Origin of the sequence: Nocardia sp. NPDC087230 (assembly GCF_044744725.1) — a bacterium.
Taxonomy (GTDB): domain Bacteria; phylum Actinomycetota; class Actinomycetes; order Mycobacteriales; family Mycobacteriaceae; genus Nocardia; species Nocardia canadensis.
The window spans coordinates 678,254-700,834 of record NZ_JBIUYV010000002.1 but is presented as its reverse complement, the minus strand read 5'-3'; the positions used below and the strand labels follow the sequence as shown (position 1 = coordinate 700,834).

Annotated in this window: 20 protein-coding genes; 8 read left to right on the top strand and 12 right to left on the bottom strand. The window is 69.0% G+C overall.

What is annotated here, in order from left to right; translation table 11 throughout:
- Positions 1–14 precede the first annotated feature (14 nt).
- Entirely contained in the window at positions 15–200 is a 186-nt protein-coding gene (locus ACIO52_RS09535) for a hypothetical protein (protein ID WP_402642914.1), read from the top strand.
- Positions 201–208: 8 nt separating this feature from the next.
- Here the strand turns inward: ACIO52_RS09535 and ACIO52_RS09530 are convergent, their stop codons facing one another.
- The 5 genes from ACIO52_RS09530 to ACIO52_RS09510 all read right to left on the bottom strand — a co-directional run bounded on the left by ACIO52_RS09530 (position 209) and on the right by ACIO52_RS09510 (position 5,951).
- Positions 209–925 carry a type 1 glutamine amidotransferase gene (locus ACIO52_RS09530; RefSeq protein ID WP_218721331.1) on the bottom strand — a complete coding sequence of 239 codons (717 nt, stop codon included), beginning with the start codon at positions 923–925 and terminating at the stop codon, positions 209–211.
- Positions 922–2,157, bottom strand: a complete 1,236-nt coding sequence (locus ACIO52_RS09525; protein WP_218721332.1) for a Mur ligase family protein — start codon at positions 2,155–2,157, stop codon at positions 922–924. The genes ACIO52_RS09530 and ACIO52_RS09525 overlap by 4 nt, the downstream gene beginning before the upstream one ends.
- A 197-nt stretch (positions 2,158–2,354) precedes the next feature.
- Complete coding sequence (locus ACIO52_RS09520) at positions 2,355–2,975, bottom strand: hypothetical protein (RefSeq protein ID WP_402642910.1); 621 nt, start codon at positions 2,973–2,975, stop codon at positions 2,355–2,357.
- Positions 2,976–3,079: 104 nt separating this feature from the next.
- On the bottom strand, positions 3,080–4,831 hold the full coding sequence (locus tag ACIO52_RS09515; protein ID WP_342800675.1) for an FAD-dependent oxidoreductase: 1,752 nt from the start codon (positions 4,829–4,831) through the stop codon (positions 3,080–3,082).
- Positions 4,832–5,021: 190 nt separating this feature from the next.
- Entirely contained in the window at positions 5,022–5,951 is a 930-nt protein-coding gene (locus tag ACIO52_RS09510; protein WP_342800676.1) for an EamA family transporter, read from the bottom strand.
- 72 nt (positions 5,952–6,023) lie between these two features.
- Here ACIO52_RS09510 and ACIO52_RS09505 point away from each other — a divergent pair, with 72 nt between their 5' ends.
- A complete protein-coding gene (locus ACIO52_RS09505) occupies positions 6,024–6,923 on the top strand; it encodes a LysR family transcriptional regulator (protein ID WP_316573197.1) in 900 nt (299 codons plus the stop codon).
- Here the strand turns inward: ACIO52_RS09505 and ACIO52_RS09500 are convergent.
- The 3 genes from ACIO52_RS09500 to leuA form a co-directional block, all read right to left on the bottom strand.
- Positions 6,910–7,695, bottom strand: a complete 786-nt coding sequence (locus ACIO52_RS09500; protein ID WP_402642905.1) for a DUF6585 family protein — start codon at positions 7,693–7,695, stop codon at positions 6,910–6,912. The genes ACIO52_RS09505 and ACIO52_RS09500 overlap by 14 nt on opposite strands.
- A 25-nt stretch (positions 7,696–7,720) precedes the next feature.
- Complete coding sequence (locus ACIO52_RS09495; protein ID WP_402642902.1) at positions 7,721–9,376, bottom strand: AAA family ATPase; 1,656 nt, start codon at positions 9,374–9,376, stop codon at positions 7,721–7,723.
- Between the two features lie 349 nt (positions 9,377–9,725).
- A complete protein-coding gene (leuA, locus tag ACIO52_RS09490) occupies positions 9,726–11,525 on the bottom strand; it encodes a 2-isopropylmalate synthase (RefSeq protein WP_218716960.1) in 1,800 nt (599 codons plus the stop codon).
- Positions 11,526–11,797: 272 nt separating this feature from the next.
- On the opposite strand from leuA, the gene ACIO52_RS09485 reads away from it, so the two are divergent.
- The 3 genes from ACIO52_RS09485 to ACIO52_RS09475 all read left to right on the top strand — a co-directional run bounded on the left by ACIO52_RS09485 (position 11,798) and on the right by ACIO52_RS09475 (position 15,236).
- Positions 11,798–12,568, top strand: coding sequence for a sulfite exporter TauE/SafE family protein (locus ACIO52_RS09485; RefSeq protein WP_316573200.1), 771 nt, complete (start codon positions 11,798–11,800; stop codon positions 12,566–12,568).
- Between the two features lie 127 nt (positions 12,569–12,695).
- Positions 12,696–14,309 carry a GMC oxidoreductase gene (locus tag ACIO52_RS09480; RefSeq protein ID WP_402642899.1) on the top strand — a complete coding sequence of 538 codons (1,614 nt, stop codon included), beginning with the start codon at positions 12,696–12,698 and terminating at the stop codon, positions 14,307–14,309.
- Positions 14,310–14,378: 69 nt separating this feature from the next.
- Positions 14,379–15,236 (top strand): ion transporter, encoded by an 858-nt coding sequence (locus ACIO52_RS09475; protein WP_316573201.1) that lies wholly within the window; start codon positions 14,379–14,381, stop codon positions 15,234–15,236.
- Here the strand turns inward: ACIO52_RS09475 and ACIO52_RS09470 are convergent.
- The 3 genes from ACIO52_RS09470 to ACIO52_RS09460 form a co-directional block, all read right to left on the bottom strand.
- Positions 15,223–16,425 carry a low temperature requirement protein A gene (locus ACIO52_RS09470; RefSeq protein ID WP_402642896.1) on the bottom strand — a complete coding sequence of 401 codons (1,203 nt, stop codon included), beginning with the start codon at positions 16,423–16,425 and terminating at the stop codon, positions 15,223–15,225. The genes ACIO52_RS09475 and ACIO52_RS09470 overlap by 14 nt on opposite strands.
- Positions 16,426–16,494: 69 nt before the next feature.
- Complete coding sequence (locus ACIO52_RS09465) at positions 16,495–16,953, bottom strand: SRPBCC family protein (RefSeq protein WP_218716964.1); 459 nt, start codon at positions 16,951–16,953, stop codon at positions 16,495–16,497.
- 98 nt (positions 16,954–17,051) lie between these two features.
- Positions 17,052–17,624, bottom strand: coding sequence for a TetR/AcrR family transcriptional regulator (locus tag ACIO52_RS09460; protein ID WP_218716965.1), 573 nt, complete (start codon positions 17,622–17,624; stop codon positions 17,052–17,054).
- 71 nt (positions 17,625–17,695) lie between these two features.
- On the opposite strand from ACIO52_RS09460, the gene ACIO52_RS09455 reads away from it, so the two are divergent.
- The 3 genes from ACIO52_RS09455 (at position 17,696) to ACIO52_RS09445 (ending at position 20,709) form a co-directional block, all read left to right on the top strand.
- A complete protein-coding gene (locus ACIO52_RS09455; protein ID WP_316573203.1) occupies positions 17,696–18,268 on the top strand; it encodes a dihydrofolate reductase family protein in 573 nt (190 codons plus the stop codon).
- Positions 18,269–18,405: 137 nt separating this feature from the next.
- Positions 18,406–19,671: an aspartate kinase gene (locus tag ACIO52_RS09450; protein ID WP_218716967.1), complete on the top strand. Its 1,266-nt coding sequence runs from the start codon at positions 18,406–18,408 to the stop codon at positions 19,669–19,671.
- A 3-nt stretch (positions 19,672–19,674) separates the two neighbouring features.
- Complete coding sequence (locus ACIO52_RS09445; RefSeq protein WP_402642891.1) at positions 19,675–20,709, top strand: aspartate-semialdehyde dehydrogenase; 1,035 nt, start codon at positions 19,675–19,677, stop codon at positions 20,707–20,709.
- A gap of 257 nt (positions 20,710–20,966) precedes the next feature.
- Here the strand turns inward: ACIO52_RS09445 and ACIO52_RS09440 are convergent, their stop codons facing one another.
- A complete protein-coding gene (locus ACIO52_RS09440) occupies positions 20,967–22,319 on the bottom strand; it encodes a serine hydrolase domain-containing protein (RefSeq protein ID WP_394358649.1) in 1,353 nt (450 codons plus the stop codon).
- Positions 22,320–22,581 lie beyond the last annotated feature (262 nt).

Here is a 22,581-nt window from a genome sequence, read left to right as displayed (position 1 = left end):
ACCGGACTGACCTCTTGGCCGAGGAGGCGGCATGGCGGGCGATCGAGGCGCGGCACACCATCGAAGCCGCGCGGCTGCCGTCGATCCATCGTGATCCGTTCGATCGGATCCTGGTCGCGCAGGCCCGGTGTGAGGAGCTGACGCTCGTCACACCGGACCCGTACTGCCTACGCTACGAGGTCGATTCGCTGCCGTGCTGACGAGCCCGCTAGGCGCGCAGGCGCTCGCGGCGGAGGCGGTCAACCTCGGGGAGGTCGAGGGGGGCGAGGTCGGTGGGGGAGATGCCGAGGGCTCGGGCGATGAGGAGGTCGGCGAGTTCGGGGTTGCGGGCCAGGGCGGGGCCGTGCAGGTAGGTGCCGATGACCGAGCCCTGGACGACGCCTTCGGTGCCGTCGCCGACACCGTTGCCGACACCGCGGGTGACCTTCGCCAGCGGGGCGGCGTCGGGGCCGAGCAGGGTGCCGCCGCGGTGGTTCTCGAAGCCGGTCAGCGGGGCGGACAGGCCGTCGAGGACGGGGGTGGTCGTCACCTCGCCGATGGCGCGGGTGTGCTGGGGCGAGGTGGTGACGTCGAACAGGCTCACGCCGTCGACCTTCTCGCCCGCCGAGGTCTCATACCAGTTGCCGAGCACCTGGATGGCGGCGCAGATCGCGAGCACGGGCGCGCCCTTGGCGGCGGCCTGCTGCAGTCCTGGGTACTTCTGCAGGTGGCGGGTGGCCAGGCGCTGGGCCGAGTCCTCGGCGCCGCCGAGGGTGTAGATGTCGAACGAGTCCGGCACGGGGTCGGCCAGGGTGATCTCGACGATCTCGGCGTCGTAGCCGCGCATGCGCAGGCGCTGGCGCAGCACCAGCGCGTTGCCGCCGTCGCCGTAGGTGCCCATCACGTCGGGCAGGACGAGGCCGATACGAATGGTCGACTCGCTCATGGGCGTGCCTCCAGGTCACGGTTGAGATCGCGGAACGCGGTGTAGTTGGCCAGCACCTCGACGTGCCCGGGCGGGCAGGAGGCGATGGCGCGCAGCGGGTCGGGGATCAGGGTGTGCTCGACCCCGGCGTAGGTCAGCCGCACGGCCAGATCGGTGGCGCGTTCGCCGGCGGCCACCACCTGCACGCCCTCGAAGTGCTCGAACCGCACGTCCCAGAGCCACGAGAGGTCCTCGCCGTCGGGCACCTGCCCGTTCACCGCGATCACCAGCCCGGCCGAGGTCGGCTCGATCATCGACAGTGCCTCCTGCCAGCCGGCCGGGTTCTTGGCCAGCAGCAGCCGCGCGTCGTGCGGACCGACGGTGACGGTGCGGTAGCGGCCCGCGATCTCGCGCACGGTGCCGGTCGCGTCGGTCGCCTTCGTCGGCTCGGCGCCCATCGCGACCGCGGCGGCGACGGCCTGCGCCGCGTTGCCGCGATTCGCGCGACCGGGCAGCGCCAGGTGCAGGGGTGCGCGGAAACCGTCGGGGCCGCACAGGTCGTCGCCCTCGAGCCACCAATCCGGCTGCGGGCGATGGAAGTCGGCGCCGGTCGAGCGCCAGTTCTCGCCCTCCCAGACGATCGGCTCGCCGCTGCGCGGACAGCTCGTCGCGTCGACCGCCCAGCCGCTGCCCGCCGACACCCACACCACGCGGGGGTGGTCGTAGGCGATGGAGGCCACGAGCACGTCGTCGCAGTTGGCGATGACGACGGTGTTCGGATGACGAGCCAGTCCGGCGCGGAGCTTGCGCTCGATCATGTTGATCTCGCCGACCCGGTCGAGCTGGTCGCGGCTCAGGTTCAGCAGCACCACGGCGGCCGGGTCGAGCGCGTCGCTGACGTGCGGCAGATGCAGCTCGTCGACCTCGATCGCGGCCAGCGGCACTCCCTGGTGCACGCTCAGCGCGGCGACGATGCCCGCGTCCATATTGGCGCCGTCGGCCTGGGTGGCGACCTGGCCGAGCGTGCCGAGCGCGGCGGTGGTCATCCTGGTGGTGGTCGACTTGCCGTTGGTGCCGGTGATCAACACCGTCCGCCTGCCGCGACCGAGCTGGGTCATGATCGTCGGATCGATCTTCAGCGCGATCAGGCCGCCGATCATCGAACCCTTGCCGCGGCCCGCCTTCTGCGAAGCCCACGACGCTGCCGCCGCCGCTCGCAAAGCCAGGCGCCCACGCACCGAGATGTCTGCCACGCCGCGAGTCTATGTGCGCGCGGTCGCGGGCCGCGTGCGGGAGCGGTGTGAGCTACGTCAGCTCATCCGCGCCGGTGGCGTGAGCCGGATGATCGAGCGGGGGTCAGCTCATTCGCGCCGGTGGCGTGAGCCGGATGATCGAGCGGGGGGTCAGCTCATTCGCGCCGGTGGCGTGAGCCGGATGATCGAGCGGGGGGTCAGCTCATTCGCGCGACGAGGGTGCGGACGATCTCGGCGGTGACCTCGTCGCGCCAGATCTGGAAGCGCGCGGAGTTGTCCAGGCCGCTGACCGAGGAGTCGCCGCTGACCGCGAACGCGAAATTCCCCCGATGACAGGCCACGGTGGATTCGATGATCTTGCCGTAGGTGCATTCGGTGGCACCCCACTCGGCCGGGGCCACCGGATCGCCGGTGAAGCGCTTCATATCGGCGTAGTAGGCGGTGACGGCGGATTCCTCGCCGACCGAGGAGAACATCACGGTGATCTTGGTATTGCCCGAGGACGCGGGCCGGTCGGGCAGATCGAAGGTGAACAGGCAACCGCCCTGGGCGATATTGCGCACCGATTCGTCGACGAGCTGCACGGTCTGCGCTGTGCGTTTCAGATGGGTGGCCTGCGGCAGGATCGCGGTGATCTCGGCGTCGGTGAGCACCGCGCAGGCGTCGGGCCAATTCTCGACGGTGGCGGGCAGTGTCACGGGGATCGGTCGGCTGTCCGGAGCGGCCGCGCCGAATTCGATTCCGGGCGGACCGACCGGACCGCAGCCGGCCAGCACCGCCGCCGCTACCGCGATCGAGCCGAGCACGCGCAGATTCACCAGAAATCCCCCCGCTAACACCAAGTTTCGAACAGACGGTCGTTATTGTCGGCGGAACCGGACGCAGAAGCAACGCGCGTTCTGGTCGTTCTAACAGTTCACAACTATTCGTCGAACATATTGGGCAATCCCCGAGCGTAGCGATCGGCGTCGATCACCCGCAGCGGCTCGAGTTCCGGCGTGCGGCGCAGCCGGAAAGTGCGGCAGCGCTGGGCCGATGAGCCCGAGACGTCGAGCAGTGCGTTGACCGCGGCGCGCGCCGATTCGTTGGCGCCCTCCATGGTCGCCAGGTCGACATCGGTGCGCACGTAATCGCCTGCCAGGAACAGATTCTCGATCGATCCGTGCGGCTCCGGTCGTGCGTCCCAGGAGCCCGCGGTATTGATGAGCAACGGATCGGCATTCGCGTTCCGGCTGCCCTGCCAGGTGATCCCCGGATCGAGAAACCAGGAATGGACGTCGGCGGGGCGCAGCAGTTGTTCGCGGTCGTTGAGGTGCGCGGCGAGCTGGGCCCAGACCTCGCGGAAGATCTCCTCGTGCGTGCATTCCACGGCGGGCTTGCCGTAGAGCATGCCGGGGGTATTCCAGTCGGAGATGTCGACGGACAGACAGTCGGCCACCGATCCGTCGCCGAACGTATTCAGCTTGTGGGTCCACAGCTGGTTCTGGCTGATCGAGGTGAGCGACCACGGCGAATCGACGAACGCGGTATGGCCGCGCGAAATATGCAGTGGGGAACGGAAATAGATCTGGATGCCGTTCATCCAGTCGACGAACAGGCGATCGGTCGCCGCCAGTTCCGGGGCCAGTTCGAGTACCCGCGGCGACCAGAGTTTGCGGGCCTGCTCGACCGGCAGCGCGGTGACGAAATAGTCGGCCTCGACGGTGCGGGCGCCGCCGGCGTCGGTGATCCGCGCGGCGCCGATGCGCTGGTCGCGCACGACGAGTTCCTCGACGCGCGCGCCGAGTTCGAACCGCACACCGAGTCCGCGCAGGTGCTGCACCCACGGGTCGATCCAGGCGATATTGGTGGCGTTGTTCAGCACCCGGTCCAGGCCGCCGTCGTTGCCGAGGCCGAGCGGATTGCCGAGGAACTGCTCGCCCATGCTGCCGATGGTGCGGGTGCTGGCCAGGTCCTCCTTGGCCGCGACCATGATGCTGGTGAGCGAGCGGGAGACGATCGCGCGGAACTCGTGCGAGCGCTCGTGCCCGTGCACGAAGTCCTGCCAGGAGGTGTGCTCCCACTGGCCGAAGCGGCGGGCGTCGCAGCTGCTGTTGAACACCAGCAGCCGATTGGCGAAGTACGCGACCTCGGCGGGCGGCATCTTCGTCATCGTCGCGATGGTGGCGGCCAGGGTTTCCCGGATCGCGTCCGGATGGGTGTTCGGGTTGGTGAAGCCGTCGGGCAGGGCGAGCAGGATGTCGTCGGTGTCGCGGCGGGAGAACCTGGCTTCCGGCACGGTGAGCAGGTTGCTCCACACGCCGTCGGCATTGCCGGCGACCGGGATCCGGCGCATGGTGTCGGGCAGGTTCTGATAGAAGCCGGGAAAGAAGCGGAAGCCGTGCTCACCGGGCAGATCGGGCCTGCCGTCGCGGCCGGTGCCCGGCACCGACACGCTGCGCGCCTTGCCGCCGAAGGCTCTGGCCTCGTAGACGGTGACCTCGAAACCGCGTTCGGCCAGCTCGTGCGCGGCCGTCAGCCCGGCGACGCCGCCGCCGAGGACCGCGACCCGGCGGCCGGGAGGCGCGCTCAGCGCAACACCCGGCGTGCCCGCCACGGCCCCTGCCGATACCACCCCCGCTGCGACTGTGCCGCGGAGAAATGTTCTCCGCGAGACGGGCCACCGTTGCGCCATATGCTGTTCAGCTGCCTTGCTCGAGTTATTGCCTGCGATTTGCTATCACTCTAGAGCGCGGCGAAGACCTGGCTGTTGCGACCTGCATGTCGTTCGCCCGAGCTCGAAACCGACCGGTCGCGCGGAAAACGCATCGCGCGATCGGTCACATGCTAGCCAGAGCCTGCGCGATTGTGCGCTGAATTGGACGTCAGACCTGAACCAGGCCGCGGCCGGGAACCGGATCCGCAATCCCGCGCACCCGCCGGGTGGTCGTCGCGGCGAAGGCGCCCGCGATCACGATCGCCCCGCCGACGAGCGCGGTCACCGACGGCTGCTCGTCGAGCGCCACCCAGGCCGCGCCGATGCCGACGACCGGGACGAGCAGCGACAACGGCGCCACCGTGCCCGCCGGATAGCGGCTCATCAGATACGTCCACAGGCCCGATCCGCAGACTGTCGCGAGGATCGCGATATAGGCGAGCGCGGCCAGCGCGGGGAGCCCGGCGGTCGAGGAGACCGCGCCGCCGAGCGCGCGGAAACCGGTGTCAGGCCCCTCGACAGCCATCGACAGCGCCAGCAGCGGCAGCACCGGGATCACCGACATCCACAGCGTCAGATGCAGCGGATCGAATCCGGGGGAGTCGGCGCCGGCCTGGCGCGCGCCGATATTGCCGAACGCCCACCCCAGCCCGCCCGCCAGCGTCAGCAGCACCGGGAGCAACGTGGCGTGCGCCAGCCGATCGGCGCCGATGACGATCATGCCGAGTACCGCCACCGCCAGCCCCGCGACCTGCACCGGCCGCAGCCGCTCGCGCAGCAGCACCGCGCCCAGCACCACCGTGAACGGCGCGGAGGACTGCAGCACCAGCGAGGCGAGCCCGGTCGGCATGCCGATGCGCATCGCGGTGAACAGGAACGCGAACTGCAGGATGCCGAAGCCGGTGCCGTAGAGCAGCAGCCAGCGGACGCGCACGGCGGGGCGGGGAATGAAGACGAGCACGGGGATCGCGATGACGGCGAACCGCAGCGCGGCGAAGAAGAACGGCGGGAAATGATCGAGGCCGATTCGGATGGCCAGGAAGTTCAGGCCCCAGAGCACGACGACGGTCAGTCCGAGCAGGCGGTCGCGGGTGGTCACAGTGCTAATCGTGCGTTCGGCGAAGCATCAGCACAATCGAATAAAAGTGGATCAATAAAGTAGATTTACTTCATGTTTTCCATCGACCGACTGCGAATTCTGCGCGAGCTGGCCGATCGCGGGACGGTCGCCGCCGTCGCCGAAGCGCTGTCGATGACGCCCTCGGCGGTGTCACAGCAACTGAAGGTGCTCGCCAGGGAAGCGGGCGTCGCGCTGCTCGAGCCGGACGGGCGACGGGTGCGGCTCACCGACGCCGGCCAGGCACTGGTGCTGCGCGCCGACGATGTGCTCGCCGCGATGGAGCGCGCGACCGCCGAGATGGCGCACTACCGCGGCTCGCCGCGCGGGCAGGTCAGGGTGGCGTCGTTCCCCTCGGGCGCCGCGCTGCTGCTGCCGCCGGTGCTCACCGCGCTGTCCGACAGCGGCGTGCGGATCGTCGCGGGCGATGAGGACCTACCGCCGTCGGCAGCGCCCAAACTGCTGGCCGACTACGACATCGTCCTCACCCATCGCGACGAACGCGCGCCCTCGCCCGCCGGTCCACGGCTCTCGGCGCGGGTGCTGATGCGGGAGCCGATCGACGTCGTCGTCGCGGCGACGCACCCGCTGGCGGGCAGGCAGGCGGTCCGCCCCGAGGAGCTTGCCGACGAGACGTGGGTGAGCGTGCGGGGCGGATTCCCCGTCGACGACGTGCTCGAGTCGATCGCCACCATCACCGGGGTGCGGCCGCGGATCGCGCAGCGGCTCAACGAGTTCCGGGTCATCGAGACGCTCGTGGCCTCGGGCTACGGCGTGGCGCTGATGCCCCGCTTCGCGGTCGCGCATCCCGGGCTGTCGGTACTGCGGCTGGCGGGGGTGCGCGCGGCCCGGGTGTACGAACTGCTCACCCGGCCACAGGCGCACCGGCGGCCGGCCATCGCCGCGGTGCTCGACGCCTTCGAGGCCGCGGCCGGGCAGGTCAGCGCGAGCTGACCGACGCGCGCAGCCGATCGACCAGCGCGCGCAGGACGAAGAAGTTGGGGATATCGGCGATCGAGGTCGAGTTCAGCCCGAACCACGCGCCCTCGACGGCGATCTCGGCGTAGCCCGAGACCGTCCGCAGGCCCTGCACCTGGTGCCACGGCACGCTCTTGTTGCGCGCGCCGATCTCGTTCGCGGTCAGCCAGATATCGCCGAAGCCGAGGCGGTGACCGGCCCGCACCGCCGCGAGCGCCCGCGGCAGCTGGGCCGCGGTGACGGCCTGCTGAATCCACCGGCCCCACTGCTCGGCCTGGATGAACGAGCTGTCGAGCACGAAAGGCTGACCGGCGAGATCGGTCAGCGTGTAGGTGTGGACGGTGATGATCGGGCCACCGTCGGTGTGCTCGCCGACGATCTTCTGCCGCACCGTCGTCGAGTCGAACCGCGCGATGCTGGTGCGCCCGCCCACCACCGCGACCAAACCGTGGTCGTAGACGGCGAGCCGGTTGCCCACGGTCTCGCGTTCGTGCCACCACGCCTGCGCCGTGGCCAGCACGAACCCGAACCCCGTGCCGATCGCGGTCAGCCCGGTGATCCAGGCGATCCCAGCCTGATCGATGACGAAGGCCAGCGCGGTCGTCGCGAGCGCGACACCGGCCACGATCCCGAGGACACGAATCCGGCTCCACGCCATCACGGCCGGTGTGTAGGCCGCCCGGTGGTTACCGAGCCCCGCGCCCGCCGCCACGTCGGCGAGATGGCGCGCGGCATCGACCTCGGACATGTTCCCCCCACGACCTTCGGCTATCTCAGAATTGCCCCGGCTGGTACGGCTGACCCGGGTAGGGCTGACCCTGCGGCGGGTACTGCTGGCCCTGCTGCTGTCCGTGGTAGCCGAAATCGTCGGCGACCATGGCGGCCAGTTCGAGCAGCGCGCGCCTGGTCGGCTTGCTGACCAGCTCGAGGTCGATCTCGGCGCCCTCGGCCAGGTGATCGTCGAACGGGACGATCTGCACGGCGCGGGTGCGGTCGAGGAACAGTTTGCGCAGCTGGTCCAGGTCGACCGTCGACGCGCCACGGCGCGAGGCGTTCACGACGACGACGGTGCGCTCGACGAGCTTGCTGTAGCCGTGGTGGTCGAGCCAGTCCAGCGTCGCCGACGCGCTGCGCGCACCGTCGATCGCGGGCGAGGTGACCAGCACCAGCGAGCTCGCCATGTCCAGCACGCCGGACATCGCCGAGTGCATCAGGCCGGTGCCGCAGTCGGTCAGGATGATGTTGTAGAACGACTGCAGGATGCCGATCGCCTTGCGGTAATCGGCCTCGCTGAAGGCTTCCGACACGGCCGGGTCCTGCTCGGAGGCAAGCACTTCCAGTCGGCTCGGGGCCTGCGAGGTGTGCGCGCGCACATCCGAGTAGCGGGTGATGTTCTGGTCCTCGAGCAGGTTGCGCACCGTCGAGCGAGTCTGCCGCGGCACCCGGTGGGCGAGGGTGCCCAGGTCGGGGTTGGCGTCGATCGCGATGACGCGGTCGCCGCGCTGCGAGGCGAAGGTGGAACCGAGACCGACCGTGGTGGTGGTCTTGCCGACGCCACCCTTGAGCGAGAGGATCGCGATCCGGTAGTCGCCGCGGACCGGCTGGTTGACCCGCTCGGCGAGATCGCGGTGGACGACGTCGGCCGCCGACTCACCCGGGTTGATCATGCCGCCGGAGGCCTTGTGCACGGCGCGCCGCCATCCGCTGCGCGGCGCCTTGCGGGCCCGCTTGAGCAGGTTCAGGTCGTTGACCGAATGGCCGGGCTGACCGGGGGCGGGCACGTGCTGCGGCTGGAACGGCTGATGCTGCGGCGCAGGCCCGCCCTGCCACTGCGGCTGACCGGGCGGCGGGCCGAGCGGACCCGGCTGCCCCGGCTGACCGGGCGGCATGCCGCCCTGCATCGGCGGCTGGTACATCGGCGGCGGCGGAGGCGCCCAGCTGTAGATGGGCTCGGACTGGGGTCCCTGGGGCTGCTGCTCGGGCCCGGGGAACTGCGGCTGCTCGGGCGCGCCCGGGTACGGGCCGGGAGCGCCGGGATACGGCTGCTCACCGGTCGCCTGCGGACCGGGGTACGGCTGTTCGGCGCCGGGGGCGGGCTGACCGGGCCACGGCTGCTCGGCGCCGGGGGCGGGCTGACCGGGCCACGGCTGCTCGGCGCCCGGGCCGGGCTGACCCGGCCACGGCTGCTGCTCGGGGCCGTGCGCCACCGGATGCGCGCCACCGCTCTGGTACGAATCGGGCGCTCCCGGATACTGACTCGGCGCGAAGGGGCCTGGCACGAATCCACCCGGCTGGAACACCGTCTGCTCGGCGAGTCCGGCCTGCGGCTCGGCCACCGCCGCCTCGGCGGGCTGCGGCTCGGCGGGCTCGTCTGCCTGCTCGCCCGCGGCGCCTGTCGGCTCGAGGTCGTCGTCGGTGGCCGTCTGCACTCCGGCGGATCCGGACGCAGCGTCGGCCGTCTCAGCCGACGGACTCTGCAGCCAGGGCGGAGACGTCGGATTATGGTCGTTGTTGGTCACAGTTCCCCCACTTTGCCCGATGAACGAGCAGGAAGCTCGGCGCTGAATGTGCACCAAAACGCTAGCACGGTGCTAATTTCCGCGCGCCGGGGGCGGCAGGCTCCGGAGCGGCTGTGAGCGGGCATGCGCGCAGCTCAACCGGTAGATCCGTACCGAAGCCGACCGGTCGGGCCCGAGTTGTCCACAGCCCTTTCGGCAGTGTGCACAACCGGCGAAGGCCGGGTCCGCGTGCTGCGGGCCCGGCCTTCGTGTCGGCGAACTAGCGTGCGGCGGCCCGGTTGACCGCCGAGACGACGGCCCGCAGCGACGCGGTGGTGATGGAGGTGGCGATGCCGACGCCCCACACGACCTTGTCGCCGATCGCGACCTCGACGTAGGCGGCGGCCTGCGCATCGTCACCGGCGGACATGGCGTGCTCGCTGTAGTCGAGCACCCGCACGTCGAAGCCGACGGTGGCGATCGCGTCGACGAACGCGGCCAGCGGGCCGTTGCCGGACCCGGTGATCTCCTGCTCGACGCCGTCGACCTTGACCGTGGCGACGATGGTGTCGACACCACCGTCGGTCTCCGACGCGGTCACCTTCTGGCGCATCCGCTCCAGCGGCAGGATCGGGTTCAGGTACTCGGTGGCGAAGACGTCCCACATCTCCTTGGGCGTCACCTCGCCGCCCTCACCGTCGGTGATCGCCTGGATCGCCTGCGAGAACTCGATCTGCAGCCGGCGCGGCAGCACCAGACCGTGGTCGGTCTTCATGATGTAGGCGACGCCGCCCTTGCCGGACTGCGAGTTCACCCGGATGACGGCCTCGTAGGTGCGGCCGACGTCCTTCGGGTCGATCGGCAGGTACGGGACCTCCCAGGTGATGTCGGCGACGTCGGCGTTCTGCGCGTCGGCGGCCGCCTTCATCGCGTCCAGGCCCTTGTTGATGGCGTCCTGGTGGCTGCCCGAGAACGCGGTGTAGACCAGGTCGCCGCCGTAGGGGTGACGTTCGGCCACGGCCAGCTGGTTGCAGTACTCCACCGTGCGACGGACCTCGTCGATGTCGGAGAAGTTGATCTGCGGGTCGATGCCGCGGGAGAACATGTTCATGCCCAGGGTGACCAGGCAGACGTTGCCGGTGCGCTCGCCGTTGCCGAACAGGCAGCCCTCGATGCGGTCGGCGCCGGCCTGGTAGCCCAGCTCGGCGGCCGCGACGGCGGTGCCACGGTCGTTGTGGGGGTGCAGCGACAGCACGATCGAGTCGCGGCGGGCCAGGTTGCGGTGCATCCACTCGATCGAGTCGGCGTACACGTTCGGCGTGGCCATCTCGACGGTCGCGGGCAGGTTGATGATCAGCGGCTTCTGCGGGGTCGGCGCGATGATCTCGGAGACCGCGTCGCAGACCTCACGGGCGTAGTCCAGCTCGGTGCCGGTGTAGGACTCCGGGCTGTACTCGTAGCGCCAGGCGGTGTCCGGGTACTTCTTCTCGATCTCCAGGCACAGCGCGGCGGCGTCGGTGGCGATCTTCTTCACCGCGTCCCGCTCGGCGCGGAAGACGACGCGACGCTGCAGGATGGAGGTGGAGTTGTAGAAGTGCACGATCACGTTCGGGGCGCCGTTGCAGGCCTCGAAGGTGCGCTCGATCAGCTCGGCGCGGCACTGGGTCAGGACCTGGATGGTGACGTCGTCGGGGATCGCGCCGTCCTCGATGATCTCGCGGACGAAGTCGAAGTCGGTCTGGCTGGCGGCCGGGAACCCGACCTCGATCTCCTTGTAGCCCATCCGGACGAGCAGGTCGAACATGCGGCGCTTGCGGGCCGGGCTCATCGGGTCGATGAGGGCCTGGTTGCCGTCGCGCAGGTCGACGGCACACCACGCGGGCGCGCGATCGATGATCTTGTCGGGCCAGGTGCGGTCGGGCACCGAGATGGGCTCGACCTCTTCGGCGAAGGGCCGGTACCGGAACGATGGCATCGACGAGTTCTTCTGGTGGTTCCAGGCGGGCTGGTCGGCCGGTGCGGGTTTGCCGGGGGCCGTGATGGTGCGCGAAGCGGATACGAATGCGTCAGCCGAGGACATGCAAGTTTCTCCGTGGGTGAGGTGGATTCCCTGGTGGGAGCGGGTCGACCGGCGCGTTGGAACCCCGCGACGGGAGCCGGTCCGTATCAGAACCCGTCGCGGCGGCCGAGAAGAAGTGCCCGCTGCATGATCCTTCGAGGATACCGCGTGCCCTACCCCGCTGGTAAGCGGCCTGGGGAAACCGGCCGGTAGTAAGCGAGCGGTACGGTTTTCAGCGAATCGCACGCTTGTACGGACCATCGCGTCCGACGAGACGTCACAAAGGAACTCGAATGACTTGGTTACAGCAAGTGGCCATTCTCGCGGCGGGCATCGCCGCGGGTGGCATCAATACGATCGTCGGCTCCGGCACCCTGATCACCTTCCCCACGCTGCTTGCCTTCGGTTTGCCGCCGGTGACGGCGAACGTGTCCAACACGATCGGTCTGGTCCCCGGCTCGGTCAGCGGGGTGATCGGCTACCGCCGCGAACTGGAAGGGCAGCGGTCGCGACTGCTGCAGCTGGGCACCGCCTCGCTGCTCGGTGGCATCACCGGCGCGATCCTGCTGCTCGTCATGCCCGCGGAGGCCTTCAAGGCGATCGTGCCGGTGCTGATCATCGCCGCGCTGATCCTGGTGGTCGTGCAGCCCCGGCTGGCGGCCTGGGTGAAGCGGCGCAGGGCCGACGGTGACGCGGCCACTCCCGAGCACGGCGGCCCGATCCTGCTGGTCGCGGTGTTCGGCACCGGCATCTACGGCGGCTACTTCGGCGCCGCCCAGGGCGTGCTGCTGCTCGGCCTGCTCGGGGTCTTCGTGCACGAGGACATCCAGCGGCTCAACGCGGTGAAGAACGTGCTGGCGCTGATCGTGAACGCGGTGTCGGCGGCGATCTTCATCGCCATCGCCGAGGTGAACTGGCAGGCCGTCGCGCTGATCGCGGTCGGCTCGATCATCGGTGGCCAGCTCGGCGCGAAGGTGGGTCGCAGGCTGCCGCCGAACGTCTTGCGCGCGGTGATCGTCGTCGTCGGCACGATCGCGGTGATCCGGCTGCTGACGGCGGGCTGAGTCCGGGCCGCTGCCTGCGGCCCGCCCACCGGTTGTGACTACCACCAAAGGCCCCTCGGTCGAACACCATTGGTGTTTCACACGGGGTATCCTGCGCTCGGCCATGCGTGATGAGGGAGGTGGCCTGGTGCACAGACGTGCCTTCTTCAAGGCGGCGGGACTGGCGACGATCGCCGGTGCCGTGGGGACGACGCTGGCGACCACGGCCGCCTCGGCCGATCCGCGCGAGGCGATGTTCCGGACCTGGGTACCGGAGATCTTCGAACCCCTCCCCGACGCACCGGCGCACACCGAGGCCATCGTCATCGGTTCCGGCTTCGGCGCCGCCGTCACCGCCCTGCGGCTGGCCGAGGCCGGGATCGCCAACACCGTGCTCGAGCGCGGTTCGCGCTGGCCCAACGACCCGTGGCGGGAGATCTTCACCGGCGACGACCTGCCCGACGGCCGCGGCTTCTGGCACCGCACCAGCTTCACCGGCGTCACCAAGGTGCCGATGAGCTTCGGCGCGTTCGGCGGCGTCCTCGATGTCACCGAGTACCCGGGCATCGACGTGTGGCGCGCCGCCGCGGTCGGCGGCGGTTCGGTCATCTTCACCGGCGCGATGGTGGCGCCCGAGCGCAAGCTGTTCGACCACGTCTTCGGTGGCGTCGTCGATTACGGCGAGCTCGAGCGCGTCTACTACCCGCGCGTGCGCGAAATGTTGCGCCTGGACCCGATGCCCGCCGACATCTACCACTCCACGCCGTTCGCGCACTCGCGCGCCTGGGACGACCAGGTCCGCGCCGCGGGCTACCAGCCGGTGGCCAACGATTCGATCTTCACCTGGGACGTGCTGCGCAGCGAGCTGGCGGGCACCTCCCGCGCCTCGGCTACCGCCGCCCGTTCCAACCTGGGCAATTCCAACGGCGCCAAGTTCGATCTGAACCAGAACTATCTGCGCTACGCCAGGGAGACCGGCAAGTCGCAGGTGTACCCGGGCCACCGCGTCGACGCCATCGCCCAGGAGGCGAGCGGCAAGTTCGTGGTCACGGTGACGAAACTGGCCCCGACCGGTCAGAACCTCGGCACCCGCACGCTGACCTGCGACAAGCTGTTCCTCGGCGCCGGTTCGATCGGTACCTCCGAGCTGCTGGTGCGCGCCCAGGCCACCGGCGCGCTGCCCAACCTCAACGAGCACATCGGCGACGGCTGGGGCACCAACGGTGACGTGGTGCTGGCGCGCGGCGCTAGCGCGGTGGCGGGTCAGGGCCAGGGCGTGCCCAGCGCGAGCCGCGTCTTCGACGAGTCGCGCGTCCCGCTGACTCTGGAGAACTGGTACATCCCGGGCATTCCGTTCGAGACCGGCGCGCTGGCCTCGCTCGGCATGGTCCTCGACCCGACCAGGGCCCGTTTCGGCTATCACGCCGGCGGCGGTGTCGGGTTGAGCTGGTCGGCGGCCGCGCAGGACGCCGTCGTCGACGCGGCACGCGCGGTCGATCACCGGATCGCCGAACGCGCGGGCGCGGTCGCCGAGTACGGCGCGCTCGGCTACGACGCGAACGCCCAGTTCACCGCGCATCCGCTGGGCGGCGCGGTGCTCGGCAAGGCGACCGATGCCTACGGCCGTGTGCACGGGCACCCCGGCCTCTACGTGATGGACGGCGCGGCGATCCCCGGCAGCACCGCGACGGTCAACCCTTCGCTCACGATCACCGCGCTGGCCGAACGCAATATCGCGGCCGTCATCGGCGCCGGTCGCTGACACTCGCGCGGACCGTCGCGCGCAATGTGACCGATCCGCGTCGACCGGCCGTTACGCTCGGCAAGGACGATGGCGTTCGAAGGGAGTACCGAGGTGGCCTCACCGGGCATCGAGCGGGTCGAGGCGTTGCCGGACGTACGCTCGAAGACGCCATCGCTACGGACCGACCTGTTCATGCTGGTCCTGGCGATCATCTCGGTCGCGCTGGTCGTCTGGATCACCTTCTTTCCCGTCTCCGGGACGACCTATCACGCGATCGTGGTCGCCGACTGGACGATCTGCGGCATCTTCCTGATCGAGTTCCTCTGGCGCTGGCGCCGGGCGGGCTGGCCGTGGAGCTTCCCGTTCATCTACTGGTACGAAGTGCTCGGCATGATCCCGGTGACCAGCCCGATCTTCCGCGGGTTCCGGCTGCTGCGGATCGTGGTGATCCTGATCCGGCTCGGCCGGGTCGCCGACCGCGCGCTGGGGGAGCGGGTCACCGCGACGATCGTTAACCGTTTCGTCGGCACCATCGTCGACGTGATCAAGCGCCCGATGACGATCGCGATCCTCGACGAGGTCTCCAAGGTCCTGCGGGCGGGCCACTACACCAAGAACATCGCCGCGGCGCTCGAGGAGAACCACGCCGAGGTCGACCAGATGATCGTCGACCTGATCAAGAATGACCCGACGACCAGCAAACTGCGCTACGTCCCGTTCCACGACGACATCATCCGGCTCGTCGCCGACACCGTGTACCGGATGCTGCGCCAGCTGCTCGACGACCCGCGCACCGACGAACTCGTCGCCGACATGCTGCGGGAGAACCTCGATCAGATCAACGACGCGGTGCGCGCCGGGGTCAGGGTGCCGCCGTCGCACCGAGGGGCGACGCCCGCCGAGCACGGCGTGCGCCACCACCTCGGTCAGATCAAGCGTGCCTGATCTGGTCGCGCGGGGTCGCGTACCGAATGGTCTCGAAGATCACCAGTAGGGCCAGCAGCGCGCACAGCAGGCTCAGCGCGGCGAGCGCGGGCAGGTGCGTCGCCACTGGGATCACCGCGACCAGCAGGACCGCGGTGATCACCCGGGCGATCGAGATCTCCTTGGTCGCATAGTATTTCGCCGCGACGACGCCGAGCAGGAACAGCGCGGGCCCGATGAAGAGCGCGGCCAGCGGAATGCCGTGCAGCGCGTCGGTGAGCTTGTGATGCGAGGCGTCGCCGACGTAGTACAGCACCTTCTTCAATCCCAGCGAGAGCGCGATGACGCCGGCGATGATCGGGAAGTGCCCGTAGGTGTAGCTGCGCTGCGCGATCTTGATCTGGTGCGCGCCGCGGGAATGGGCGAAGGCGTGCTCGATCGAGATCGCCGCGACGTCGAAGTACAGCCACCACAGCAGGCCCGACACCGCGAGCCCCAGCATCGAGCCCAGCGCGATCGGCCAGGAGATCGGCAGGCCGGCCACCCCGATGCCGATCGAGACGATGGACTCGCCGAGGGCGATGATGACGATCAGCCCGTAGCGCTCGGCGAAATGCGAGGCCGAGTTGATCCGCCAGTCGGTGCCCGCGAACCAGGTCCAGGCCATGTCGCCGGCGATCGCGGCCAGCCACAGCACGATCTGGGTGATGCCGTCGGTCATCGCGGCGACGACGAGCAGCGCGGTACCGAGGGTGATCGAGCCCAGTGCCCAGCGCAGCACCTGCCCGCGCAGCTGGGAGTCCTCGGCGCTGATCACCCAGAAGATCGAGACGTGCACCAGCCGCACCACCAGGTAGGCGATGGCGAAGACGAGCGGACCGAACCAGCCGCCGCTCAGGTCCTCGAACGCCTCGGGAATGGTCAGCGCCGCGATGAACGCGCCGCCCATCGCGACGAACATCGCCACCCGGGCGATGCCCTCGTCGGCCCTGACCACATTGCCCAGCCACGAGTAGGCGATCCACAGCCACCACATCAGCGCCAGGACCAGGGCCGCGCGGACCACGTTGGCGCCGGTCGGGTTGTCGGCGGCCAGCGCGGTCACCATGGTGAAGGCGAAGACGATCACGAGGTCGAAGAACAGTTCGAGCTGGGTCACCGAGGCGCCTTCGGCCACCTGCTGGAACCGAACCCGTCGAGTACCGATCATGCGCTCATCGTCGCACCCGGCGTGCTCGTCCGCGCGGAACGGACGCGGCTTTCGCCGTCGGCGCAACCGCTAGCCGACGCCGTAGCGGTGGACCTCGGGATACCGTTCGGCGAAGTCGATGAAGTTCGCGACGATCTCATCGCTCATCTTGCGCAGGGTGCGCTTGAACAGGATGCCGGGGATGGGCAGCGGCAGCTGGATCTCGACGTGATAGTCGATCTCGGTGCCCTCGGGGCCCTCGACCAGGTCGAACGAGCCGCTGCCCTTGGAGCCGCGGCTGCTGTCGACGACCTCCCAGGACACCCGGTTGTGTTCCCAGAAGAATTCGAGGACCTGCGCGTCGGAGTTGCCCAGGAAGGTCGCGGTGACGAAGACCCGGCGCGGCCTGCCGTCGGCGTCGCGGGGGCCGACGCGGACGTCGCTGTAGTTGGTCGACCACTCGGCTAGGAGATCGACGGCGAGCAACGCATCCATGATCTGGTCGACGGGAGCATCCACGGTGAATCGGATGTCGATCTTCGAGCGCATCTTGCCTGTCCTCCGAAACCCCCGCTGTCTTCGCGCCCGATTGTGCACACGTGTACCAGTGATCGTCAACACGTCTATGGTCTGGACAAATGACCGGGTCAGGGGCGTATCGCCCGCTCGACGGCGGTTTCGATCAGCTCCATGCTCTGTTGCTCGGTGAAGATACCGGGCAGGGTGAGGTGCTCGACGATGAGCCAATTCAGGGCCAGATACAGCAGGAGTACCGACGCCTCGTCGCCCGGCTGGCCCGACGCCAGGTGGTTGCGGACGTTGAAATCCAGGTCGGCCCTGACCCGCTCGGTGAGCACCTCGCGCAACTCCGGACGCCGGGTCGCCTCGAGCCGCAGTTCGAGCAGCGCGAGGTAGGCGGTGCGGTGCGATTCGAGCCGGCCGACGACCTCCTTCATCAGCGCGGTGATGTTCTCGACCGTCTTCGGTCCCTCGCTCACCAGCGCCATCGTCTCCTCGCTCGGCTGGACCACCTCGTAGAAGCGGGTGCCTGCCTGGGTGAGCAGCTCGTCGCGGCTGGTGAAGTAGTTGGACGCGGTGCCGACGGGCACCCCGGCCTGCTTGTCCACCGCGCGGAAGGTGAGGCCGCGCGCGCCTTCGGCCGCCAGCACCTCGATCGCCGCGTCGAGCAGCGCCTGCCGTCGTTCGGGATTAGTTCGCACTTGACACCACTCCGTCTGTAGTACTACGTTCAAACCACTTCAATCAGAGTACAACAACCTAGGCGGTACCCATGCGAAAGCTTGTCTACTACATCGGTGTCTCGCTCGACGGCTACATCGCGGGTCCCGGCGGCGAGGTCGACTTCTATCCGACGCCGCAGAACTACATGGAATGGATGACGGCCGAGTTCCCCGATTCGATCCCGACCCATCTCCGGCCGCACATCGGCATGGACCCCGAGCTGCCTGCCAAGAACTGGGACACGGTGCTGATGGGTCGCGGCACCTACATCCTTCCGGGCGAGCACGTCGAGAGCCCGTTCTCGCACCTGAAGCAGTACGTCGTCTCGTCCTCGCTCGCGCAGGCCGATCACCCCGGCGTCGAGATCGTCTCCGGCGACCCCGCGGAGCTGGTTCGCGAACTCAAGCGGCAGGAAGGCGGCGACATCTGGCTGTGTGGCGGCGGGAACCTGGCCGGTCAGCTGATCGACGAGATCGACGAGATGGTCATCAAGAGCTACCCCGTCATCGCGGGCGACGGCGTACAAGCGTTCACCGGCGTCTTCAAACCGACATCTTTCACTCCGGTGCGGCGCAAGGAATTCGACAACGGCACGCAGGTCACCTGGTTCGTCCGGGCCTGATTTCGACGGTTATCCACAGGTGACGAGCCTGTGTCGTTTTCCACAGGCTGGGGAGGTAGCGGCAAAACCGGTGGACCAGGGCCGGTACTCTTGGTCGCTGATACCAAGCCTGATTGTCGATCGTGAAGGACCTAGCCGTGGCTCTCGTTGTTCAGAAGTACGGAGGATCCTCGGTGGCTACCGCCGAGCGGATCCGGCGCGTCGCTGAACGGATCGTGGAGACCAAGAAGCAGGGCCACGACGTCGTCGTGGTCTGCTCGGCCATGGGTGACACGACCGACGAGCTGCTCGATCTCGCGGAGCAGGTGGCCCCGGCGCCGCCTGCTCGCGAGATGGACATGCTGCTCACCTCCGGCGAGCGCATCTCGAACGCGCTGGTGGCCATGGCGATTCATTCGCTCGGTGCCGAAGCGCGCTCGTTCACCGGTTCGCAAGCCGGCGTGATCACCACCGGCGCGCACGGCAACGCCAAGATCATCGACGTCACCCCCGGCCGCCTCCAGGAGGCGCTGGCCGAGGGACAGATCGTGCTGGTCGCCGGCTTCCAGGGCGTCAGCCAGGACAGCAAGGACGTCACCACGCTGGGCCGCGGTGGTTCCGACACCACCGCCGTCGCCCTGGCCGCGGCGCTGAAAGCCGATGTCTGCGAGATCTACACCGACGTGGACGGCATCTTCAGCGCCGACCCGCGCATCGTCGGCGACGCGCAGAAGCTCGACAAGATCTCCTACGAGGAGATGCTCGAGATGGCGGCCTGCGGCTCGAAGGTGCTCATGCTGCGCTGCGTGGAGTACGCGCGCCGCTACAACGTTCCCGTTCATGTCCGGTCGTCCTACACCGACAAGATCGGCACCACTGTTTTCGGATCGATGGAGGACATTCCCGTGGAGCAGGCAATCCTGACCGGCGTCGCGCACGACCGCAGCGAAGCCAAGGTGACCGTCGTCGCCCTGCCGGACGAGCCGGGCTACGCGGCCAAGGTGTTCCGCGCGGTCGCCGACGCCGAGATCAACATCGACATGGTGCTGCAGAACATCTCCAAGGTCGACACGGGCAAGACCGACATCACCTTCACCCTGCCCAAGACCGACGGCGCTCGCGCGGTCGAGATGCTGACCAAGCGGCAGGACGAGATCGGCTTCGCGCAGGTCCTCTACGACGACCACATCGGCAAGGTGTCGCTGGTCGGCGCCGGGATGAAGTCGCACCCGGGCGTCACCGCCACCTTCTGTGAGGCGCTGGCCAACGCCGGCGTGAACATCGACCTGATCTCCACCTCGGAGATCCGGATCTCGGTGCTCGTGCGCGACACCGAACTCGACGAGGCCGTGCAGGTCCTGCACAAGGCCTTCGATCTCGGCGGCGAAGAGGCCGCCGTCGTCCACGGCGGAACGGGGCGTTAAACCATGGGTGTACGGGTAGGCGTCGTCGGCGCGACCGGTCAGGTCGGCGCCGTCATGCGCAAGCTGCTGGAAGAGCGCAACTTCCCGGCCGACGAGGTGCGCTTCTTCGCCTCCTCGCGCTCGGCGGGTAAGACGCTGCCGTGGCGTGGCGGCGAGATCGTGGTCGAGGACACCGAGACCGCCGATCCGTCGGGTCTGGACATCGCGCTGTTCTCGGCAGGCGCCACCATGTCGCGCGTACAGGCCCCGCGCTTCGCCGCGGCGGGTGTCACCGTGATCGACAATTCCTCGGCCTGGCGCAAGGATCCCGATGTGCCGCTGGTGGTCTCGGAGGTCAACCCCGAGGCCACGCGCAACCTGCCCAAGGGCATCATCGCGAACCCGAACTGCACCACCATGGCCGCGATGCCGGTGCTCAAGCCGCTGCACGACGTGGCGGGCCTGCAGCGTCTGATCGTGTCGAGCTACCAGGCCGTGTCCGGTAGCGGCCTGGCCGGTGTGGAGGAGCTCGCCACGCAGATCCGCGCGGTGGCCGCCGACGCCGAGAAGCTGGTGCACGACGGCAGCGCCGTCGAGTTCCCCGCGCCGAACAAGTACGTCGCCCCGATCGCGTTCGACGTCATTCCGCTGGCCGGCGCGCTGGTCGACGACGGCTCCGGCGAGACCGACGAGGACCAGAAGCTGCGCAACGAGAGCCGCAAGATTCTCGGCCTGCCCGACCTGCTGGTCAGCGGCACCTGCGTGCGCGTGCCGGTCTTCACCGGTCACTCGCTGTCGATCAATGCCGAGTTCGCCGAACCGATCTCGGTGCAGCAGGCCCAGGAACTGCTGGCCAAGGCGCCGGGCGTGCGCCTGGTCGGCGTGCCGACCCCGCTGGCCGCCGCGGGCCAGGACGACTCGCTGGTCGGCCGCATCCGCCAGGATCCGGGCGTCCCGAGCGGCCGCGGTCTCGCGCTGTTCATCTCCGGCGACAACCTGCGTAAGGGTGCCGCGCTCAATACCATTCAGATCGCGGAAGTCCTGCTGAACAACCGCTGAGCAGTTCGCTGGAACGGGCTGGTCCACCACATCCGGTGGGCCGGCCCGTTTCTCGTCTCACGACTCGACCTGGAGCAGCCCGTCCAGGATGACCGCAGGTGCGGTGGCGTCGGTGTTCGCCGGCCTCGGACCGCGTCGGCGAGATCGCGTTCGACGCCGTTCTCCCGGCCGAGGCGGTGCTGTACCGGACTACCTGGACCCGACCCGCTTCCGGCACCCCGACCCCAGCGGTGCCGACGACGTGTCCGTCTGAACGGCTAGCGCCGGATGCCCGGGGTCCGTGGGTCGTCACCGAGGCAGACCAATACCGCGCACCCCGGGGGAATGCTCGCGAACGGCGCGGCCAGCGGCTGGTTCAGGCAGTCGAAGACAGTGCAGCCCGGATAGGCGCCGGGGCCGATGCCGAACACGGCGAGCAGGATGTTGGCGTCGATCAGCCGGGCCGGATCGAACTCGACCGGCGGTTCGACGTACGGCTCGGCGACCGGGGTCGGGGCGTCGGTGAAGGCCGCGAACAGCCTGCGGAAGAACTCGTGCGGCAGTTCCTCGGGATGCGCGATCACCCCGCTCGCTCCGTACGCTGTCTCGTTGCCGAACGCGCCGGTCCACATGACCATCAGGTCCAGGCCGGGCAGGAAGAAGACGTTCTGCAGTGCGAGCCCCGACATGAAGAAGCTGTCGGCGGGCAGGAAGTCGGGCGACTCGGCGCAGTCGGCGCCGACCCAGAAAAGGTAGCCGTAGCAGCTGTTCTGCGGTGATGGAGTGCGGGCCTTGCGCAGGTAGTCGGCCGAGATCACCCGGTCGGCGCCCCACCGGCCGTCGTTGGCGACGAGCAATCCGATCTTGGCCAGATCGTTGGGCGGCAGCAGCAGGTGGGCGTAGCCATAGGTGTGCCCGGACCGATCTCGCGCCCAGTAGTAGTCGGAGCGGGCGATGCCCAGCGGGTCGAACAGCTCGCGTTGCGCGAACTGCTGCAGCGGCTCGCCGACGGCCAGTTCGATCACCCACGACAGTAGGTCGACATTGCGCTGGCTGTAGCTGAACGTGGTGCCCGGCGGGTTGGTCAGCTCTACCGCCAGCGCCTGGACCGCGCTGTTCGGGTCGACCGGGATCACCGCGGTGACGCCCTCGGTGAGCACGCCGACCTTCATGCCCGAGGTCTCGGTGAGCAGGTTCTCCACCGTGATCGACCGGTGCAGCGCGTCGCCGAGGCCGGCGGGCAGGTACCGGTCGATCGGGGCGTCGATCGCGAGTTTGCCCTGATCGGAGGCGATTCCGGCGATCAGCGACACCACCGACTTGGTGACACTCCAGATGTTCCACGCGACATCGCCGGTCTCGTCGTTGCGCGGGCCCTCCCCGACCAGGCAATTGTGCCGGAACACTTGGACATTGAACCGATTGCGGGTCGCGGCGAACTGCAGTGCCTCGTCGAGCTTGGCCGGGTCGAGCCCGACCTGCTCGGGTCGGGCACGTTCGAGGTCGCGCTCGGAGGTCACCGCGCACCTCGTCGCTGTTTCCGGGGCGGCGACGGCGGGCGCGGCGACCAACGCCCCCGAAGTCAGTGCAACCACGATCGTTCCCGCGAAAAATCCCCTGATCAGCCCCATGCGGCCGAGACTAGCCCGCATCGCCGTCCGTAACCCGTATAGCGGGGCCGCCCGATCCCCTAATCGCCGGCATGTTCACCTCCCCGTAAAAACCCCGGCTCGGAGAGCCGGTCACGCCGGAGACGACAAACGCCGCCAGGTCGATGAGGGAGACCTGGCGGCGTTCGAGTCGAAGGGCCGCCGCGGGGGGCGGCCGTTCAGGGTGTCGACGCCCCACAAGCGCCTCTCGGCGAGTGGTCGCTCGTAGCGACAAAGGGGTGAG

Bases quoted from the DNA above. Each gene is read 5' to 3' on its own strand.
- ACIO52_RS09440 (WP_394358649.1), bottom strand. From the start codon at position 22,319: ATGGGGCTGATCAGGGGATTTTTCGCGGGAACGATCGTGGTTGCACTG.
- ACIO52_RS09445 (WP_402642891.1), top strand. From the start codon at position 19,675: ATGGGTGTACGGGTAGGCGTCGTCGGCGCGACCGGTCAGGTCGGCGCC.
- ACIO52_RS09475 (WP_316573201.1), top strand. From the start codon at position 14,379: ATGGCGTTCGAAGGGAGTACCGAGGTGGCCTCACCGGGCATCGAGCGG.
- ACIO52_RS09530 (WP_218721331.1), bottom strand. From the start codon at position 925: ATGAGCGAGTCGACCATTCGTATCGGCCTCGTCCTGCCCGACGTGATG.
- ACIO52_RS09515 (WP_342800675.1), bottom strand. From the start codon at position 4,831: ATGGCGCAACGGTGGCCCGTCTCGCGGAGAACATTTCTCCGCGGCACA.
- ACIO52_RS09505 (WP_316573197.1), top strand. From the start codon at position 6,024: ATGTTTTCCATCGACCGACTGCGAATTCTGCGCGAGCTGGCCGATCGC.
- ACIO52_RS09500 (WP_402642905.1), bottom strand. From the start codon at position 7,695: ATGTCCGAGGTCGATGCCGCGCGCCATCTCGCCGACGTGGCGGCGGGC.
- leuA (WP_218716960.1), bottom strand. From the start codon at position 11,525: ATGTCCTCGGCTGACGCATTCGTATCCGCTTCGCGCACCATCACGGCC.
- ACIO52_RS09465 (WP_218716964.1), bottom strand. From the start codon at position 16,953: ATGCGCTCGAAGATCGACATCCGATTCACCGTGGATGCTCCCGTCGAC.
- ACIO52_RS09455 (WP_316573203.1), top strand. From the start codon at position 17,696: ATGCGAAAGCTTGTCTACTACATCGGTGTCTCGCTCGACGGCTACATC.
- ACIO52_RS09470 (WP_402642896.1), bottom strand. From the start codon at position 16,425: ATGATCGGTACTCGACGGGTTCGGTTCCAGCAGGTGGCCGAAGGCGCC.
- ACIO52_RS09485 (WP_316573200.1), top strand. From the start codon at position 11,798: ATGACTTGGTTACAGCAAGTGGCCATTCTCGCGGCGGGCATCGCCGCG.